Source organism: Nocardia altamirensis NBRC 108246, assembly GCF_001612685.1.
Taxonomy (GTDB): Bacteria; Actinomycetota; Actinomycetes; order Mycobacteriales; family Mycobacteriaceae; genus Nocardia; species Nocardia altamirensis.
In genome coordinates this window covers 21010-39183 of the sequence record NZ_BDAY01000048.1, presented here as the reverse complement: position 1 = coordinate 39183, position 18174 = coordinate 21010, and the positions used below count along the sequence as shown (strand labels likewise).

Sequence of the window (18174 nt, the reverse complement as noted above, 5' to 3'; positions counted from 1 at the left end):
GCAGACGTTAACCAGGCCTCGGTCCGCTGAGCGGACCACTCCGTGGACTACACCGACGCGCAGCCGTCGCCGTTGCCCGCCGTCGCGCAAGACCGGCAGGTGCCGAACACCTCGACGGTGTGGCTGACCTCGGTGAATCCGTGTTCCTTCGCGACCGAGCCCGCCCACGCCTCGACCGTCGGACCTTCGACCTCGACGGTGCGTCCGCAATGCCTGCACACCAGATGGTGATGGTGCCCGGTGGAACACTGCCGATAGACGGATTCGCCGGAGTCGATGCGCAATACGTCGACCATGCCCGCGTCGGCCAGCGACTGCAGGGTGCGGTAGACGGTGGTCAGGCCGATGCCCTCGCCGCGCTTGCGCAACTCGTCGTGCAATTCCTGGGCGGAGCGGAACTCTTCGATGTCACCGAGCAGCGCGGCGATCGCACTGCGCTGCCTGGTGCTACGGATGCCGACCGGCTTCTGCGGTACGACGGTGTTGTCTGGCACGAATCACCCTTCCTCGGCGTGCGCGACGGCGTCGACGACGATATGCGCGAGGTGGTCGTCGACGAGTTCGTAGAGCACCTCGCGACCCGACCGTTCGCCGTGGACGACGCCCGCGGACTTGAGGATGCGCAGATGCTGGCTGACCAGCGGTTGGGTGACACCCAGCGCGTCGACCAGCTCGTGCACGCAGCGCGGTGACTCGCGCAGTTGCAGCACAATGGCGATGCGGACCGGTGCCGCCAGGGCGCGTAGCAGCTCGCCTGCGTCCTCCAGCACGGTCCGCGTCGGCACCGGCGCGGGCGCGGGCGAGCGGTAGGGGTTGTGCGGATGGGCAGCGGCAGTATCGGTGGTCATGGCACCAACTCCTTATTGGAAAGCGATCCCATTTTGATATGCATAATTGCGCATGTCAAACGGACGCGCCGGAGTGTCGATGATCCACTGTGGCGGCGCGCGGATGTCCGTGCGGTGGAAACTCGGTTGGGCAGGGCCGATAGTCTGTGGGCGAGGTCTGATCGGACCGAACTAATCCGACTCGTAGTGGATGGAGAATTCTCGAGTGGCACCCAAGTCGAAGGTGGACACCGTTGCCAACCTCGCCAAGCGCCGGGGTCTGGTGTACCCGAGCGGTGAGATCTACGGAGGCACCAAATCGGCATGGGACTACGGTCCGCTGGGTGTCGAACTCAAGGAGAACATCAAGCGGCAGTGGTGGCGGTCCATGGTCACCAGCCGCGAGGACATCGTCGGCCTCGACTCGTCGGTGATCCTGCCGCGCCAGGTGTGGGTGGCCTCCGGTCACGTCGGCGTCTTCAACGATCCGCTGGTGGAATGCCTGAACTGCCATCACCGTTTCCGGCAGGACCACCTGCAGGAGGCGTACGCGCTCAAGAACAAGGTCGACGATCCCGACTCCGTCTCGATGGAACTGATCGCATGCACCAACTGCGGCACCGTCGGCAAGTGGACCGAGCCGCGCGACTTCAACATGATGCTCAAGACCTACCTCGGCCCGATCGAGTCCGAGGACGGCCTGCACTACCTGCGGCCGGAGACGGCGCAGGGCATCTTCGTCAACTTCGCGAACGTGATGACCACCGCGCGCAAGAAGCCGCCGTTCGGTATCGCGCAGATCGGCAAGAGCTTCCGCAACGAGATCACCCCTGGCAACTTCATCTTCCGCACCCGCGAGTTCGAGCAGATGGAGATGGAGTTCTTCGTCAAGCCCGGTGACGACGCCGAGTGGCACAAGTACTGGATCGAGACCCGCTTCTCCTGGTACACCGACCTCGGCATCAACCCGGACAACCTGCGGCTGTACGAGCACCCGAAGGAAAAGCTGTCGCACTACTCGGCGGGCACCACCGATATCGAGTACCGCTTCGGCTTCCAGGGCAACGAGTGGGGTGAGCTGGAGGGCATCGCCAACCGCACCGACTTCGACCTGAAGACGCACTCCGAGCACTCGGGCACCGAGCTCAGCTTCTTCGACCAGACCACCAACGAGCGCTACGTGCCGTTCGTGATCGAGCCTGCGGCTGGCCTGACCCGCTCGCTGATGGCGTTCCTGGTCGACGCGTACGCCGAGGACGAGGCGCCGAATGCCAAGGGCGGCGTCGACACTCGCACCGTGCTGCGCCTCGACCGCAGACTCGCCCCGGTGAAGGCGGCAGTGCTGCCGTTGTCGCGCAACGCGGATCTGACGCCGAAGGCGAAAGACCTTGCCGCACAGCTGCGCCGGAACTGGAACGTGGAGTTCGACGACGCGGGCGCCATCGGCCGCCGCTACCGTCGTCAGGACGAGATCGGCACCCCGTTCTGCATCACCGTCGACTTCGACACCCTCGAGGATCAGGCGGTGACCATCCGCGAACGCGATTCGATGACCCAGGAGCGGATCGCCCTGGACAAGGTCGAGGGTTATCTGGCCCAGCATCTGCTGGGTTCATAGGTTTTCGCGAAACGACCCGCACCGGGTGATCGGTGCGGGTCGTTTCGTATTCAGCGCTGTGGTGGCAGTGGCGGGGTCGGCGGTACCGGCGGCGTCGGTGGGTTGTGCGGACCGGAACTGTTCCCGCTCACCGTGATTCCGATCGCCGTCGGGATGAGCAGCGCCATACCCCACGGCACCGCGACCCAGAACGGCCAGAAGTAATCTGCGCCGGTCGCTGCCCAGATCAGCAGGCACAGCATGTTCACGAAAACCCAAGGGATCCACATGATCACGACCCACTGCGGTACGCGCTTGGACACTCTCGCCGGCGCGTTGCGGCGCTGCGGCAGGTCCGCCAGGACCGGGGTCAACTCGCCGTAGGTCTTTGCCGCATAGACCTGTTGCAGGCGGTCGTCGTACTCGTGCAGGGACAGCCTGCCCTCGTTCATCGCATGTCGCAGTTGGTCGACGATCTTCTCGCGGTCGGCGTCAGACGCCCGCAGGTTCTCCGGAGCCACGCTTGCCAGCGTAAAGCGGTAAACGGTGGTGTGCGCACTGAAATCCGTTCAATGGCAGTGCGGCCAGCTGGCGCAGTGCCACACCCGAGGCAAGATCGTGCTGCACCCGTGAGCTTCAGTGCGGGACGTCCCAGAAGGCGAGCTCGTGGCGCATGCCTTCCAGGAACAGCGCCTCTGCGCGGCCTTGCGGGGCGTTCGCCTCGTCGATCATCTCCGCGCAGCGGCGGGTGAGTGCGGCGAAGCCGGGATCGGCGTAGGTGTCGATCCAGCGGCGATAGCGCGGCTCGCCTGGCGGTGCGGCGGCCAAGCGGGCGCCGAGCGTCGAATAGCCCCACATGCACGGGTACATGGCGACGAGGCCTTCGGCGTAATCGGCGGCCGAGTCGAGTAGGAAGGATGTATAGGCCACGCAGGCATCGCCTTTGGTGGCGCCGCCGAGGTCGGCGCCGAACTCGGCGGCCAGGGAGCGGTGCAGCGCGAGCTCGTCGTGCAAGGTGGCGTGCGCCAGGTCGACCAGGTCACCGAGGTGGCCCGCGGGCGCCTGCCAAGCGAGGCGGCTGAACACGCGGACGTAGTCGAGCAGGAACAGGTAGTCCTGCTCCAGCCAGGAGCGGAAGATCGGCTCCGGCAGGTCGCCCTTGGCGATGCCGGCCACGGTGGGATGGTCGAGCTGATGCTCGACCATGGGGCGGCCGAGTTCTTCCAGATGTGCGGCGAGACTCATACCCGCAGTCTCTCACCAGGCCGCGCCGACCGGGGACGGCTCCCGACCGGATCGATTGTCCGCGGTGGTTTGCGCGTTCGCCGATGGTGCCGCACGCTTGCGCTGTGTTGCGGGATGAGGCAGTAGTGCGTGATGAGGCTGTGGTGGAGCGGGTGTTGGCGCCATCGGAACAACGATTTGTTCGCCATGGGACTTATACAGGTCGATCGGTGTCGGTGACGGGACCGCTCGACCGGGCGGCGGTGAAAGCGGCGTTCGCCGCGCTGCAGCGGGCTTTCCCGGTGGTGACCTGCCGGATCGGGGAGGATGCTTCCGGTACTGGTTACCTGCTGCGCCCGGGAGATGCGCTCGTCGGGGCGTCGGTGACCGAAGGGGATGTCGAGAGCATCGGACTGCCTGCGCAGCAGCTGGACCCGGCGACTCAGCTGGCGTATCTGGATGTGGTGGCAGGCGCGGGTCGGTGGCGGGTGACGTTGTTCGCGCATCACAGCGTCGCGGATGCCGGGCATTGCGTGGACATGCTGTCGCGGTGGTGGGGTTGGTACACCGACATCGTCGAGTCGGCGCCGATAAATGTTGTGCCGCAGGACTATCCGCAGTCGTTGGAATGGCATGCGGCGCGGCGCGGCATTGTTCGAGGTGCGGTATCCGGCTTCGAGGAGGTGACGGGAGCGCCGCCGCCCGAGGCTGCCGCTGCCGGGGAGCCGAGGCCGAGTTCGATGGCCAGGCCACGGCGGATCCGGCTGGATCAGGCGGTAACGGCGCGGATTGTCGAGCTGGGCCGTCATCGAGGTGTCAGCGTGAACGGGCTCGTCACGGCCGCGCTGTTGCGTGCGTACGCGTCCGAGACATCGGATGCCGCAGGCGATTCGGTGCGACTGCGCTGCCTGTACCCGGTGGACTTGCGGTCCCGGCTCGATCCTCGGGTCGCGCCCGCCGCGGGCACCAATATGGCCGGGCTCGCGTCGTTCGCCGCCGACGTCGACCCGTCCGGTGATGTCATCGAACTGGCCCAACAGATTTCGGGACGACTACACCACGATCTGTCCGAAGGCATCGTGCAGCAGTCGGTGCTGCACTTCCCCGACTTCTACGGGCCGAATCGAATTCACTCGCTGGCCGAGCACGTCGCGATCACCAACACCGGCGCGGTGCCGCTCTTCCGCACGCCCGCGGACCTCGAACTCACCGACTACGAGATCGTCTATCTCTCGGCGCATCCCCGGCAGTCCACCGGATCCGCCGCCGTCGTCACCTTCCCCGTCTACACCTTCCACGGCATGCTCACCGTCGGCCTGCTGGGCGGCGCCGATGCCGATCGACTGCTCGCCGCCGTGCGCGAGGAGCTGACGGCACTGTCCGACGAGGTGATCAACGAGGAAACCGCCGCACGGTGAAAGCCGTAGCTGGGTTCGACTGTTCGGGCAGAATGCTGGGTAAAGCGGACGATCGGGTTGGAAGCGGGTGTGCCAGCGGTGACTGACGAGAACCGGAAACGCGGCGGAGGACTCGGGGCGGCAGCGGTCGGCGTCGCGGCGCTCGGCGTCGGCGAGGCGATCGCCGCGAGCCGGGGTGGATCGCTGATCGACACCGTCGGCCGGGCGGTGATCGACGTGGTGCCGGTGCCGGTCGTCGAAGCCACCGTCGAGATGTCCGGCAGACACGACAAGGCGGCCACCCGGCTCGGTGTCGGTGTGGCCGGGATCGCGGCCACCGTCGCGCTCGGTGCGCTGCCTCAGCGACTGCGCACACCACTCGCCGCGCTGTTCGGTGCGGGTGCGGGCGCGCTGGCGATGCGGCAGTCGACGCAGTCGACCTCGACCGTGGCCGGCGCCGTCGCGGCCGCCGGCGTGCTCGCGGCCGGATTGCGCAGGCGCCCAAGGGGCGTGCTCGGCACACTGGCCGTTGCCGCGACCGGGGCAGGCATGTTCGCGGCCGCGCACACACTGCATCACGATCTGGATCGCAAGCGGGACAACGACCTTCGGCGGATCGGGCCGATGGGCGCGCTCGGGCTGGTGCCCGAGGACGGACTGGAGGACGAGCCGGGGTTGTCGCCGCTGGTCACCGCGGCGCACCGGATGTACGTCGCCGACGTCAATCTCCGCCCGCCCCGGATCGATCCGAGCCACTGGCGACTGTCGGTGACCGGCAAGGTCGCCCATCCGCTGCGGCTGTCGCTGGCCGAATTAGCCGAGGACGCGGTGGAATTCGACGCGGTGATGGTGTGCGTGCACAACCGCCCCGGCGAAGGCAGGGCGGGCAACGGCCGCTGGTACGGCGTGCCACTTGCCGATCTGCTCAAGCATGTCATTCCGGAGCCAGGGGCCACTCGGCTGGTCACCAAAGCCGTGGACGGCTACTCGATTTCGCTGCCGCTCGAGCCACTGCGCTCGGGGGAGTGGCCAGGCTATGTGGTGGTCGGCATGAACGGCGAGCCGTTGACGCCCGCGCACGGCTTCCCCGCCCGCGTCTTCGTGCCGGGCCTCTACGGCCAGTACACCGGCGCGAAGTGGCTCGGCGAGCTGGAACTCGCCGACGACAGCCACGTCGACTACTGGTGGAAACGCGGCTGGCCTGCGGGACCACTGTGGGTGACACCGCAGGCGCGCATCGACGTGGCCGCGCCGGGCCGCGTCGCCGCGGGCACCACCTCCCTCGCCGGAGTCGCCTGGGCACCGCCGCACGGCGTCGCCGGAGTCGAGGTCCGTGTCGGCGAAGGAGATTGGCACTCAGCCGATCTCGGTGTCGAACTCGGCCCCGCCTCGTGGCGCCGCTGGCGTGTCACGGTGGAGCTGCCGCCGGGGGAGCATCGCATCCAGGCCCGCACCACCAGCCGCTCCGGCGAGGTCCAGGACGGCAGGCCGCGCCCACCGTTCCCGACCGGCCCCTCGGGATTCCACTCGGTGACCGTGCAGGTCTGAGCGGCTACTTCGCGACGATCGGTTCCTGGAGTTCGGTGACCCAGCCGCTCTGGTCCTCGGTGAACACGAGGGTGACCTCGCGGCTGGGGCCGCTGATGCGGTAGCCGTTGTCATCGATCCAGCGGCCGAGCGCCTGCCACGGCTCGAGCACCTCTTTCATCGCGCCGCGGTGGACCAGGGTGGCGGCCTCGGGGACGGCGGGCAGATCGGTGATCGTGAAGTCGTAGGCGGCATCCGGTTCGACGGCGACCGGCATCGCGGCGTGCGCGAGCACGGTGCCGTCCTGGCGTTCGTCGTAGTAGGCGATGCCGTACCCGACGATCTTCACCTCGGCCTGCTCCAGCCGACGGCACAGCTCCTCGAACAGCGGCCCGATCACCGGCCCGATCGACTCCGGCTCGAAATCCTCGGCAACGCCGGACAATTCGGCGACCCGCACCGCGGGAATGGACTTGATGATCACATCATGGGTAGGCACGGCGCCCTCCTTCTCGATGATCCGGAGCCTCGATTCGACCTGGACGAGTCGCGCGCGGTCGCCTGCGATGCGCTGCTCGAGCTCGGCACGGCGCAGCATGAGCATGCCGCGCATTTCCGCGACGCTCACCTGGTCGTCGAGGATCCGGCCGACCTGTTCCAAGGTGAAGCCGAGTTCCTTCAGTGCGACAAGGCGATTGAGCCTGGCCAACTGTCCGCCCGAATAGAAGCGGTAGCCACTCGACTCGTCCACCCGATCTGGTCGCAACAAGCCGATCGCGTCGTAGTGGCGCAGCATGCGCACCGACACCCGTCCGTGTCTGGCGAAGTCTCCGATACTGAACATGACGACTCCTGGTTTACGGCCTCACACAGTGTCAGGGTCAAGCGCGTCGGCACCGGGCTGCTTGCGGCGGCCATGGCGCGCGGCGAAGGCTACCGCGGGCACCATACCCAGCGCGAGGATGCCGCTGCCGATGGACAGGACGGGAAAGCCTGCGGCGGCGACGATGTAGCCCGAGGCCATGCTGCCTGCGGCGCCCGCGACGGCCATGGCGACATCGATCAGCCCCTGGGTGGTGGCGCGAGTGGCGAGCGGGACGGCGTCGGTGATGAGCGCGCTCCCGGTGACCAGGCCGAAGTTCCAGCCGATACCGAGCAGCGCAAGAGCCACCGCCAACTGGGTGATCGAGTCGAAAGGCGCACTGGCGGCGACGATTCCGGCGGCAAGCAAGGTCAGTCCCGAGGCGGCGGCGACCGGGTAGCGACCGAAGCGGTCGACGAGCCAGCCGGTCAGCGGCGAGGGGAGGTACATCGCGCCGATGTGGATGGCGATGACGAGGCCGGTGGCCGCGCTGCCGTGGTCATGGTCGTGCATGTGCACGGGTGTCATCGTCATGATCGCGACCATGACGAGCTGGGCGAGCACCATGATCAGCGTGCCGACCAGCACGCCGGAACCGCGCCTTTCGACCGCGGGATGCGGCACCTGGGCCGCCACAGAGGGCTCGGCCGCTCGGATCCTGGCCAGCAGCAACGGATCTGGACGCAACCACACGGCCAGCACCGCCGCGGCCATCGCGTACGCGACGCCTGCGAGGAGAAACGGCCCGGCGAGGTGGGGGATGCCGATGGCATGCGCGAGGCCGCTGGTCGGTGCGGTGAGGTTGGGGCCGACCACTCCGCCCAGGGTGGTGGCGACCAGCACCGTGGACACGGCGCGGGCGCGGTGCGCGGGATCGGCCAGATCGGCTCCGGCGTAACGGGCTTGCATATTGGTCGAGGTGCCCGCGCCGTACACGAAAATCGCGAGGAACAGCAGCACCGGATTGGCTGCGACAGCGGCGGCGATGACGCCCGCACTGCCGACCGCACCGGTCAGATACCCGGCGACAAGTCCTGGGCGGCGGCCGCGGGCTTGCGAAATGCGTCCAACGGCGACGGCCGCCAGCGCGGAACCCGCGGTGCCGAGGGCGCCGGACAGACCCGCAAAGCTGGTGGAGCCCAACATGTCCTGTGCGAGCAGGGCGCCGACGGTCACGCCTGCCGCGAGTCCGGCGCCACTGAGGGCCTGAGCGGCGACCAAGACGCGCAGGACGCGGCGCTGCTGCTCGGCGGGTGGCCGGTCATCGATTCTGGCGGGTGCTGATGTGCTCATGACAGGTCAGACCAGGTCAAGGCGGTCGATGAGTCCGGCGTCGGTGAACGCGGCGACCAATTCGATACGGCCCTCGGTGAAGTGGGCCCAACCGTCATAGTGAACGGGAACGACCCGCTTGGCGCCGAGGATCCGCGCAGCCTCGGCGGCCGCGGCGCTGTCGAGGACGATCGGCGCGCCGTCGAAGAGGACGGAAAAGCAGGGTGCTCCGGCAAAGAGGATGGCGGTGTCCACCGGGCCGAAACGTTCGGCGATCTCCTGTACGGCGGCGAGGGAGGCGTTGTCGCCGCTGACGTACACGGTCGGTAGGTCCGTGCCGGTCAGGACGAATCCGACGACCTGGCCGGTGATCGGCTCGACCTCCTCGCGGGTGCCTGGGCCGTGGATGGCAGGCACGGCCGTCACGGTGATCGTGCCGCCGCCGGGGCGGTTGAGCTCGATCGATTCCCAGTCGGCCAGCCCCTTGGCGCCGTTGCCGAGGCGGTGTCCGCCTCCTGGCGTGGTGATGGTGAGCGGGATGTCGGCGAGCAGGGCTCGACCGGAGTTGTCGAGGTTGTCCGGGTGTTCGTCGTGCGAGAGCAGGACCACGTCGATGCGGCCGAGACTGGCCGGTGCGGCGGTGGCGGGTGCCGTTTTGGTCAGCAGACCGCCCGGCTGCCGATAGTCGCGGGGTGCGTCGAACGTCGGATCCGTGAGGAATCTCAGGCCGCCGTATTCGAAGAGTGCGGTCGGACCGCCGAAGACGCTGATAGGAACCTGCTGGCTACTGGTTTCGGCGAACGCCACGACGAACTCCTCACGGATAAATCGCTAACTAAACGTGAGAAGCGTGGCAGTTCTCACGGATAAATGCAAGCTGTACCATGATAGCTGTGAGGGAGCCGTTGATCGCAGAGCCCGCGTTGCCACCCGCGCCCGGCGCTGCGCAGCACCTCGCGCTCGACTTCGCCAACAGTGCGTATGCGCTGCCCGGTGGACACTTCGTCGACCTGCTCGGCACCCCCGAATCGACGAATCGCTGGCTCAACGAACACGGCCTCGCACCGGCCGACACCGGAGTGCAGGAGATGTGCGCGACGCAACTGCGCGCGTTGCGCGAACACATCAGGGCACTGTTCGCGGCCCACGTCGGCGGGCTGCCGGTGTTGCCCTCGGCGCTGTCCGCCGTCAACGACGCGATGGGCAGAACCCCTACCGCGGCCCTGCTGCAGTGGGACGAGAAGAGCGGCCCCTACCGAGCGGCGATATGCCCGCCCAACGAGATACTCGACCGCGCCCTCGCGACTCTCGCTGCCGACGCTGCCGACCTACTCACCGGCGCCGACGCCGAGTCCCTCACCACCTGCGACTCCGCCCCATGCAATCGCTACCTGATACGCCACGGCCGCCGCCAATGGTGCTCAACGCGCTGCGGTGACCGCGTCCGTGCCGCCCGCGCATACACCCGCCGCACGCAGTCGAAGGCGGACTGACGAATTGCGAAGGGGCGCAAAGACGGATCCGACGCGCCTACGCCCCGTCGCGGGTGGTCGACGGCGGACCGATGAATTGCGAAGGGGCGCAAGGACGGTCTGCACGGTCAGGGCACGGTCAGAATCGACCGCCTCGGCTGATCCGTCGCGACCCGGAGGAACCGCCGTAGGAGCCTGCGCTCCAGTCGCCCGATCCGGAGCGTCGGTTGCCGGTGGACGCGCCGCGCAGGAACCCGTCGATCAGGATGCCGCCGAGGATCGCGCCCGCTTGCGCGGTGCCGGACGGTGGCTGGCTCGCCTCGAACGCCCGCACGCTGGCCTGCGCGGCCTGTAGTGCACGTCCGCCGAGGTCGGCGGCGGCCTGGGCGTGCGACATCGCCTTGGCGGGGTCGCTCGCGCCGAGTTGTTGCGCCGCATCGAGATTGCGTTGCGCCTCGGACAGCCGGGTGCGTGCCTCGGCGTCGATGCCGCCGCGTCGGGTGCTGATGTAATCCGAGGCCGCGGTGATGCGGGCGCGGGCGCCGGTGAGTGCCTGGTCGAGTCGGCGCCGCAGGTCCTCGTCGGCGAGCTTGCGGTCGGTGGCTGCGGCGATGGCCCGGTCCAGGTCGCCATCGGTGGCGACGGCGGTGTGGAAGGCATCGAGAGGGTTGGCCGCCGCGGTGGCCTCGGCGGTGCCCAGAATGGTCTGGGCCGCCGCGACGGCCGCCGCGAGTTCGGTGCCGCCGTAGCCGGAAAGCTCAGTGGCCGAGGCGATATCGCGGCGCAGCTCGTCCAGCACGGCGGGCAGGCCGTCGCGGGCCTGCTGGATATCGGCCGCAGCGTTGTCGACAGCGTCGAGCAGGGTGCGGGCCTGACCGACCGCGGCCTCCGCGGCACGGATCGCGGCGACCGCACCACCCTGCTTGCCGACCGGCTGGGTGAGCGCCGCGCGGCCCGCGTCGATGTTCTGTTCCGCGAAGGTGATTCGTTCCTGCGCCATGGTGACGTTGTCATGGATCGGGGCCAGGACGCTCGCAGGCTGTGCGGCGGTGAGTCTGGACAATTCCGCTTCGGACGTGGGGATGCGGCTCTTCAGCTCGACCAAATCCCTTGTCAGCCCGTCCAACCGGTCGGCGGCGTTGATCAAGAGGTTGCGCATGGCGTCGAATTCGTCGACCTGGGCATCGAGTTCACGATCGGCCCGCCCGACGGTGCCGAGCAGGTCGACCAGCAGAGTGCGCTGTTCCTCCTGGGTCTCCGGGATGTCGTCATCCAGCCGCTGGCGGATCGAGAAAGCCTTGGCAGCCGCGGTTTTCGCGTGATCGAGGGCGGTGGTGAAGGGGAGCGCGGCGGTGCCGCCGAACTCGCCGGTCGCCAGCGCCAATTCCTCCGCGCTGGTGCGGATCGCGTTGTCGAGCTCGACGAGCACCTCCCGCGATCGGGTATGCAGTGCTTCGAGGGGCAGTGCGGCCAACGCGGTCGTGTTCTCCGGGTCAACCTGTCGTGCCGCAGCGAGCTCGTCCTTCGCCCTGGCCCGGCGCCGGATGCGCGAAAACAGCACGAGCCCACCGATGATGAGCACGAGCACACCGCCGAGGACGAGCAGGACCCGGTAATTGCTACCGCCGCCGTTCATCGCGCCGCGCAGCCCGTCGGCCATCTCGACGCCCGCGTCGGCCCAGCCGCCCTTGCGGAGGGCGGGTTCCACGGTGCGGGTCAGCAGGGTGTCCAGCTCGGAATCGGTGACACCACTCGGCAATTCGCCGGAGAGCCAGTACGCGCTGTCCTGCGTGGCGACCGCGAGCAACAGGTCGTGTTTGCCGAATCCGGACTTCGCCGCGGTGCTGTCGGCCCACGCCTCCGGGGCGAGACCGCCGAAATCGCGCACATAGACCACCCACAGCCGCACCTGCTGGTCGGCGTACAGCTGGTCCACCGCGGCGCGCACTCGATCGGCCTGCCCGCCGTCGAGCACCTTCGCCGAGTCGACCACGTAGGTGTCCATCCGTAGCGGCTGCTCTGCCGCCACCGTCGGCGCGCCTACCAGCGCGGCTCCGGCGAACAACATGCTGAGCGTCACCCGGGCGGTCCAGCGGGCGAGACGATTCGGCAGCGGCATGCCACGAATCTATCGTGCGAGGTCGGTGGCGGGGTCGCAGGACATTTCGGGAACGACGGGTCCGCCGTGATCTTGACCTGCGCGGGGTCGCACGAGATGGCAGGCAGCGGCGGCGGTCGATAGCATCGAGGGCGTGATCACGATAGATCGCCCATATACCGGTCAGGTTTCGCCGGAGTCGAATCCGCAGCAGCGCGACGTCGCCGGCGCAGGCATCGTCAAGATGGCCGTCGGCGCCATGAACAACAACTGCTATCTCGTGCAATGCGCGGCCACCGGTGCGGCCCTGCTCATCGACGCAGCGAACGAAGCCGAGCGCATCGAGGAGCTCGTCGGCTATGTCGCGCCAGGTCAGATCGGCTTGATCGTCACCACCCATCAGCATCCCGACCACTGGTGGGCGCTGAAGGAGACGACGGCCGCCACCGGCGCACCCACTGCCGCGCACCCGCTCGATGCCGACCCGCTCCCCGTCCGCCCCGATCGTCTACTCGCCGACGGCGAGCACATCGACATCGGTGAGCTCAGCCTCGAGGTCATTCACCTGCGCGGACACACCCCCGGCTCGGTCGCGCTCGCCCTGACCGACGGAGACGGACGGGTGCACCTGTTCACCGGCGACTCCCTGTTTCCCGGTGGCGTCGGCCGCACCACCAACCCGGAGGACTTCGACTCGCTCTACGGCGATGTCACCGCCAAGCTCTTCGGCCGCTTCCCCGACGACACCGTCGTGTATCCCGGCCACGGCGACGACACCACCCTCGGCGCCGAGCGTCCACACCTCGCCGAGTGGCGCGAACGCGGCTGGTAACAGTTAAGTCATTGCCTGACTGGTGAATTCCGGGTCGAATCGTGTCCTTGCTGTGCGAGTCTGGAGTAGTGACGCGGGGGTTTCGATCGATCGCGATGTCGGTGCTTGCGGAGTCGAGTGCCGGCGCGAAGTGGCGGCTGCGGGTCGACGACACGTGGTGCATGATCACGCCACCCGGCTACGCCGCCAGGCGGCAGGGCTGGAAACTGCATGTGTCCGCGACGCCTGCGTCGGCGCCGCAGGTGTTGGCGAACGCGGTGCACGTGCTGGTCGAGCACAAGTGCGCGTTCAAGTTCGCCGCGACCGCGAGCGTGCTCGCCGAGCTCAACGGGGTGCGGGCCGATCGCGCGCAGTCGGGCAAGTTCCTCACCGTGTACCCGGCCGACGACGATCAGCTGCGGTTGCTCGCTGACCAATTGCACCGGGCCACCTTCGGATTGGTCGGTCCTGCGATCCTGTCGGATCGGCGCTACCGGCCGGACAGCCTGGTGCACTACCGATTCGGGTGTTTCGCCTGGCCGACCGAGCTGGACGACACGGGCTACTACGAGGGGCAATTGTGTGCTCCGGACGGGACTTTGAGCGCCGACGTGCGCAACCCGTGGTTCTCCCCGCCCGAGTGGGCCGTCCTGCCTTTCGAACCGCCGAGCACCAATGGGCGCAAACGCGGGGATCCGATCGTCATCGCGGGCCGCTACCGAGTCACTCAGGCGATCAGACATTCCAACCGCGGCGGCGTCTATCGGGCCACCGATGAACGCACGGGCGAGGCCGTGCTGCTCAAGGAGGCACGCCCGCACATCGCGGCGGATCCGAACGGGAAGGATGTTCGAGATCGGTTGCGGCACGAGGCCGAAGTCCTCGAATGGCTTGGTCCAACGGGGATTACGCCCGCCTTGCGTGAGGTGGTCGAGGTTGCCGGGCATGTGTTCCTCGTCGAGGACCTCGTTCCCGGGGTGAACCTCCAGCGATGGTCTGCGGTGGTCGCGCGGCGCAACGGGAGACAGGTTCCGGTGGATGCGGTGTGGCAGCTGGCGCGCAGCCTCACCCGGTTGATCGGCGCGGCACACGAAAAGGGTTTCGTGCTGCGCGATTTCACGCCTAGCAATGTCATGGTGCGGCCTGATGACGTCCCGGTGCTTGTCGATATGGAGTGCGCGGTCCGGGCCGACCAGTGCGCATTTGTCGCGGGCACACCGGGTTTCGCCGCGCCGGAGTACGTCGACGGGGTGGGCGCGCTCCCTGCGCCCGGTCCTGAAGTCGACTGCTTCGGCCTCGGCGCCACGTTGCTGTACGTCGCGGCAGGCATCAACCCGATGCTCGCCGCGGATTCACCTGCGGGACAGCGTGCTACCGGAGCACGTATCGCGGCGATTGTCGAGGCGGCCGAGTCGGCGAGTCCCGCGCTGCATGCGCTGGCGCCGCTCATCCGCGGTCTCACCGCCGACCTGCCGCATCGCTGGACATTGTCCGAGGCCGCCGCCTTCTTGCGTGCTGAACCGGTTGCGGCGCAGGTTGTTCCAGGGCCCGTATTGCCTGCCGACAAGATCGACCAGTTGGCCGACGACGGGCTGGCGTACCTGGCGGACACGATGCAGCCCAGAGCCAAATACCTCTGGCCGCGTCCGCTCGCACTGCCGCCCGGCGATCCGTGCAACGTGCACTTGGGCGCGGCCGGTGTGCTCGCGGTCTTCGATCGTGCGGTGCGCAGCGGAAAAGACTGGGTGGCACCGGCTTTGGCGACCACAGCGGGCTGGCTGGACGATCGGCTGACCAGGCAGAGCCGGATCCTGCCCGGACTCTATTTCGGGCGCTCCGGCACCGCATGGGCATTGCACGCCGCGGCCGAAACACTCGGCGACACCGCGCTGGCCGAGCGTGCGCTCGACTACGCACTGCGCATTCCGCTCGACTGGACCAACCCGGACATCTCCCACGGTCTGGCCGGGGCCGGACTCGCGCAACTGCGTCTGTGGCACGCGAGCGGGGACAACCGGTTCGCCGAACGCACCATGGCCTGCGCCGACCGACTCGTCCAGCTGACCAGCAACGCTGCCGCCAGGGTCGAGTGGTTGGCCGATCCGCGCTTCCGCGACGAGCTCGCGGGCTCCGCCTCCTACGGCTTCGGCCACGGCGTCGCAGGAAACGCGGGCTTTCTGCTCGCCGCGGGCCGTGACCTGCAGCGGCCGGACTTGATCGACATCGCGATCGGTGGCGGGCACGCGCTCTGCGCGGTCGCCGAACGCCACGGCGACAGCGTGCGCTGGCCGACTGGGCCGGGCAAGACCGCGACCGCTGACGTGAACTTCTGGTGCAACGGCACCTCCGGTGTCGGCACCTTCCTCGTCCGGCTCTGGCAGTTCACCGTGGAGTCGCGCTTCCTCGAGCTCGCCGAAGGCGCGGCGCACTCGGTATACCTGGACCGCTGGCGACTCGGGACGGGGGCCTGCCACGGCATCGCCGGCAACGCCGAGCTGCTGCTCGACCTCGCCGCGGCGACCGGACAGCAACGATATCGACAGTGGGCGGCCGAAATCGCCACCTGTTTGTACGTCCGAGCCGCAGAGCGAGACGGCAGGCTGCTGGTTCCCGACGACAGCATGCGCGGAGTGTGCGCGAGTTATAACGTCGGGCTCGCCGGAATTCTGGACTTTTTGCTGCGCCTGGGACATGGAGGTGAGCGTTCGTGGCAGGTCGACAACGGCCGCTTGGCAACGCTCGACGATGACGAAAGAATAGAAGTCAACGCCTATCGGGAAGAGGCCGACCATGGACACTGACATCCTGGAACTGCAGGAGTTGCCGGAAACCGAGGAGCAGCCGCTGGCGCCGCAGATGTGCTGCTGGCGTACCCAGCCCCGCAGCTTCGAGTGGGCCGACGACTACACCGCACCCGCCGTTTAGCCGGTCGTTGCGTGCGGGACGTGCTCCCCGTACGGACCGCCATGATCAACACCGAACGTCTCAGGTCGGTCCCGAACAACCCGTTCGGAGTGCGGGTACTGGCAGACTTGGAGCGTGGATTCGCCAACAATGCGCGCTCGGGTCGATTCGGCGCCCGACCCCGTCCGCCCGCGCGGCTCCGGTGCGGGGGCGTTCCGCTGGTTTCGACGGCTGCTCGTCGGGTCGGTGTTGATGGGGTTGGTGCTGGTCGGGGGCACCGCCTTCCGGGTGTGGCAGGTGGCGCGGATCGACGATTACGCGACCGCCGACGCGATCGTCGTGCTCGGCGCCGCGCAATATTCCGGCACACCGTCCACGGTGTTCGAGGCGCGACTGGATCAGGCCTACAAGCTGTTTCGGCTCGGGGTGGCACCGCGGGTGATCACCGTCGGTGGGAAGCAGGAGGGTGACCTGTACACCGAGGCGGCGTCAGGGAAGAACTATCTGCAGTCGCGCGGAGTGCCCGGCGACAAGATTCTGGCTGTCGAAACCGGCTCCGACACTTTGCGCAGCGTCGAGGCGGTGGCGAACGCGATGAAGGCACGCGACATGTCGGCCGCGGTGCTGGTGAGCGATCCATGGCATTCGCTGCGCACCCGAACGATGGCTCGGGACGAAGGCCTCGACGCGTGGACCGCGCCGACCAGGACCGGGCCCGCGGTGTACACCCGTGAGTCGCAGGCACACGGAATCGCCAGGGAGACAGGCGCTTTGCTCTGGTATCAGCTCACCCATTTCGCGGCGGATTTCCGATACACGGCGGGACAGTAGTGGGCGACTACAGCGGGCTCGACTACGAACGTCTCGTCGTCGAGGGGGCGAAGACGGCCGGGCTCGGGCCGCCGCGCACCGAGTTCGAGACCGGGCATCGGACCGAATTCGCGCGAGATCGGGCCAGGGTGTTGCACTCGGCGGCGCTGCGCAGACTTGCCGACAAGACACAGGTCATGGGTCCGCGGGACGGGGACACGCCGCGGACGCGACTGACGCATTCGCTGGAGGTCGCCCAGATCGGGCGCAGCATCGCCGATGGGCTCGGGTGCGATGCGGACCTGGTCGATCTGGCCGGGCTCGCGCACGACATCGGGCATCCGCCGTACGGGCACAACGGGGAACGGGCGCTCGACATATTCGCCGACGCGCACGGCGGATTCGAGGGAAATGCGCAGAATCTGCGGATTCTCATGCGTCTCGAACCGAAGGTGCTCGACGGCGACGGAGTGAGCGCCGGGCTCAACCTGACTCGGGCCGCACTCGACGCCACCCTCAAATATCCTTGGGGCAGAACGGGTTCCGGCACGAAGTTCGGTGCTTACGACATCGATGCCGAGCTGCTCGACTGGGTGCGCAAGGACGCGCCGGAGCGGCGCAGGAGCCTGGAATGCCAGATCATGGACTGGTCCGACGATGTCGCGTACTCGGTGCACGACGTCGAGGACGGGGTGATCGCGGGCCGGATCGACCTGCGTGCGCTGGCCGACCCGGTCGAGCAGGATGCGCTGGGCAGCCTTGGGCGGCACAAACATTACTCACTGTCGGCCGACGAGCTGGTTGCCGCCGCGCAGCGGTTGTCGGAGCTGCCGGTGGTCAAGGCGGTGGCCGGCTACGACGGGACGCTCGGCAGTTCTGTTGCGCTGAAAAGGCTTACCAGTGAGCTGGTCGGTCGTTTCGCGACGGCCGCGATCGGCGCCACCCGCGATGTGGCAGGCGGTGCGCCGCTCACCCGGTACGGCGCCGACCTAGAGGTACCGCGCGTCGTCGCCGCGGAGGTGGCCGTGCTCAAGACCGTCGCGCTGCGATACGTCATGTCCGATCCCGATCACAAGCTCCGGCAGGCCGCGCAGCGCGACCGCATCCGTGCGGTGGCCGAGCGGCTGCTGGCCGATGCGCCGCACGGACTCGATCCGCTGTTGCTGCCGTGGTGGACGGCGGCCGAGGACGACACCGCGCGGGTGCGGGTGATCGTCGACCAGATCGCGTCGTACACCGAGAGCAGGCTCGAGCGGGTCGCTGCCGCGTTGGGGCACTGACAGAGCGGGCTCGGTGTGACGTCGGTGACGCCCGACTCCGACTTCTGCGTGACCACGCCGCTCGCGGCCGAACCAAACGTGAAGAACGTCGGA

At 68.1% G+C, this 18174-nt stretch carries 17 protein-coding genes; 9 read left to right on the top strand and 8 right to left on the bottom strand.

Annotation, left to right across the window (positions count from 1 at the left end; all coding sequences use genetic code 11):
* Positions 1–47: 47 nt before the first annotated feature.
* Positions 48–494, bottom strand: coding sequence for a Fur family transcriptional regulator (locus NA11_RS24450; RefSeq protein ID WP_069164320.1), 447 nt, complete (start codon positions 492–494; stop codon positions 48–50).
* Positions 495–497: 3 nt separating this feature from the next.
* Complete coding sequence (locus tag NA11_RS24445; protein ID WP_069164319.1) at positions 498–848, bottom strand: ArsR/SmtB family transcription factor; 351 nt, start codon at positions 846–848, stop codon at positions 498–500.
* 205 nt (positions 849–1053) lie between these two features.
* Here NA11_RS24445 and NA11_RS24440 point away from each other — a divergent pair, with 205 nt between their 5' ends.
* On the top strand, positions 1054–2445 hold the full coding sequence (locus NA11_RS24440) for a glycine--tRNA ligase (RefSeq protein WP_069164318.1): 1392 nt from the start codon (positions 1054–1056) through the stop codon (positions 2443–2445).
* Between the two features lie 50 nt (positions 2446–2495).
* Here NA11_RS24440 and NA11_RS24435 read toward each other — a convergent pair whose 3' ends face one another.
* Together NA11_RS24435 and NA11_RS24430 are read right to left on the bottom strand one after the other, a co-directional pair.
* Positions 2496–2945 (bottom strand): DUF1707 domain-containing protein, encoded by a 450-nt coding sequence (locus NA11_RS24435; RefSeq protein ID WP_069164317.1) that lies wholly within the window; start codon positions 2943–2945, stop codon positions 2496–2498.
* A 115-nt stretch (positions 2946–3060) separates the two neighbouring features.
* Positions 3061–3669 (bottom strand): TenA family protein, encoded by a 609-nt coding sequence (locus NA11_RS24430; RefSeq protein WP_069164316.1) that lies wholly within the window; start codon positions 3667–3669, stop codon positions 3061–3063.
* Positions 3670–3752: 83 nt separating this feature from the next.
* On the opposite strand from NA11_RS24430, the gene NA11_RS24425 reads away from it, so the two are divergent.
* Positions 3753–5066: a phthiocerol/phthiodiolone dimycocerosyl transferase family protein gene (locus NA11_RS24425; protein WP_069164315.1), complete on the top strand. Its 1314-nt coding sequence runs from the start codon at positions 3753–3755 to the stop codon at positions 5064–5066.
* Between the two features lie 78 nt (positions 5067–5144).
* A complete protein-coding gene (locus tag NA11_RS24420; RefSeq protein WP_069164314.1) occupies positions 5145–6593 on the top strand; it encodes a molybdopterin-dependent oxidoreductase in 1449 nt (482 codons plus the stop codon).
* A gap of 4 nt (positions 6594–6597) precedes the next feature.
* On the opposite strand, the gene NA11_RS24415 is transcribed toward NA11_RS24420, so the two are convergent.
* From NA11_RS24415 to NA11_RS24405, 3 genes are read right to left on the bottom strand one after another with little or no spacing between them, the layout of a single operon-like run.
* Positions 6598–7416, bottom strand: coding sequence for a MerR family transcriptional regulator (locus NA11_RS24415; protein ID WP_069164313.1), 819 nt, complete (start codon positions 7414–7416; stop codon positions 6598–6600).
* A 21-nt stretch (positions 7417–7437) separates the two neighbouring features.
* On the bottom strand, positions 7438–8727 hold the full coding sequence (locus tag NA11_RS24410; RefSeq protein WP_069164312.1) for an MFS transporter: 1290 nt from the start codon (positions 8725–8727) through the stop codon (positions 7438–7440).
* A 6-nt stretch (positions 8728–8733) separates the two neighbouring features.
* Positions 8734–9513 carry an MBL fold metallo-hydrolase gene (locus NA11_RS24405; RefSeq protein ID WP_069164311.1) on the bottom strand — a complete coding sequence of 260 codons (780 nt, stop codon included), beginning with the start codon at positions 9511–9513 and terminating at the stop codon, positions 8734–8736.
* Between the two features lie 86 nt (positions 9514–9599).
* Here NA11_RS24405 and NA11_RS24400 point away from each other — a divergent pair, with 86 nt between their 5' ends.
* The gene (locus NA11_RS24400; RefSeq protein ID WP_141717805.1) at positions 9600–10199 is read left to right on the top strand and encodes a CGNR zinc finger domain-containing protein; all 600 of its coding nucleotides are present in this window, start codon (positions 9600–9602) and stop codon (positions 10197–10199) included.
* A gap of 118 nt (positions 10200–10317) precedes the next feature.
* Here the strand turns inward: NA11_RS24400 and NA11_RS24395 are convergent, their stop codons facing one another.
* The gene (locus tag NA11_RS24395; protein ID WP_069164309.1) at positions 10318–12297 is read right to left on the bottom strand and encodes a TPM domain-containing protein; all 1980 of its coding nucleotides are present in this window, start codon (positions 12295–12297) and stop codon (positions 10318–10320) included.
* Between the two features lie 133 nt (positions 12298–12430).
* Here NA11_RS24395 and NA11_RS24390 point away from each other — a divergent pair, with 133 nt between their 5' ends.
* From NA11_RS24390 to NA11_RS24375, 5 genes are all read left to right on the top strand, one after another.
* A complete protein-coding gene (locus NA11_RS24390; protein WP_069164308.1) occupies positions 12431–13108 on the top strand; it encodes an MBL fold metallo-hydrolase in 678 nt (225 codons plus the stop codon).
* 95 nt (positions 13109–13203) lie between these two features.
* The gene (gene lanL / locus NA11_RS24385) at positions 13204–15888 is read left to right on the top strand and encodes a class IV lanthionine synthetase LanL (RefSeq protein ID WP_069164307.1); all 2685 of its coding nucleotides are present in this window, start codon (positions 13204–13206) and stop codon (positions 15886–15888) included.
* Positions 15878–16012 carry a hypothetical protein gene (locus NA11_RS47070; protein ID WP_281197070.1) on the top strand — a complete coding sequence of 45 codons (135 nt, stop codon included), beginning with the start codon at positions 15878–15880 and terminating at the stop codon, positions 16010–16012. Before lanL ends, NA11_RS47070 begins: the two co-directional genes overlap by 11 nt.
* A gap of 129 nt (positions 16013–16141) precedes the next feature.
* Positions 16142–16822 (top strand): YdcF family protein, encoded by a 681-nt coding sequence (locus tag NA11_RS24380; protein WP_069164306.1) that lies wholly within the window; start codon positions 16142–16144, stop codon positions 16820–16822.
* Positions 16822–18081 (top strand): deoxyguanosinetriphosphate triphosphohydrolase, encoded by a 1260-nt coding sequence (locus tag NA11_RS24375; RefSeq protein WP_084655024.1) that lies wholly within the window; start codon positions 16822–16824, stop codon positions 18079–18081. The genes NA11_RS24380 and NA11_RS24375 overlap by 1 nt, the downstream gene beginning before the upstream one ends.
* The last annotated feature ends 93 nt before the right edge of the window (positions 18082–18174 follow it).

Excerpts from the sequence above, each read along its gene's own strand:
- NA11_RS24445 (WP_069164319.1), bottom strand. The coding sequence starts at position 848 with ATGACCACCGATACTGCCGCTGCCCATCCGCACAACCCCTACCGCTCG.
- NA11_RS24395 (WP_069164309.1), bottom strand. The coding sequence starts at position 12,297 with ATGCCGCTGCCGAATCGTCTCGCCCGCTGGACCGCCCGGGTGACGCTC.
- NA11_RS24415 (WP_069164313.1), bottom strand. The coding sequence starts at position 7,416 with ATGTTCAGTATCGGAGACTTCGCCAGACACGGACGGGTGTCGGTGCGC.
- NA11_RS24410 (WP_069164312.1), bottom strand. The coding sequence starts at position 8,727 with ATGAGCACATCAGCACCCGCCAGAATCGATGACCGGCCACCCGCCGAG.
- NA11_RS24380 (WP_069164306.1), top strand. The coding sequence starts at position 16,142 with ATGCGCGCTCGGGTCGATTCGGCGCCCGACCCCGTCCGCCCGCGCGGC.
- NA11_RS24425 (WP_069164315.1), top strand. The coding sequence starts at position 3,753 with ATGGTGCCGCACGCTTGCGCTGTGTTGCGGGATGAGGCAGTAGTGCGT.
- lanL (WP_069164307.1), top strand. The coding sequence starts at position 13,204 with ATGTCGGTGCTTGCGGAGTCGAGTGCCGGCGCGAAGTGGCGGCTGCGG.
- NA11_RS24430 (WP_069164316.1), bottom strand. The coding sequence starts at position 3,669 with ATGAGTCTCGCCGCACATCTGGAAGAACTCGGCCGCCCCATGGTCGAG.
- NA11_RS47070 (WP_281197070.1), top strand. The coding sequence starts at position 15,878 with ATGGACACTGACATCCTGGAACTGCAGGAGTTGCCGGAAACCGAGGAG.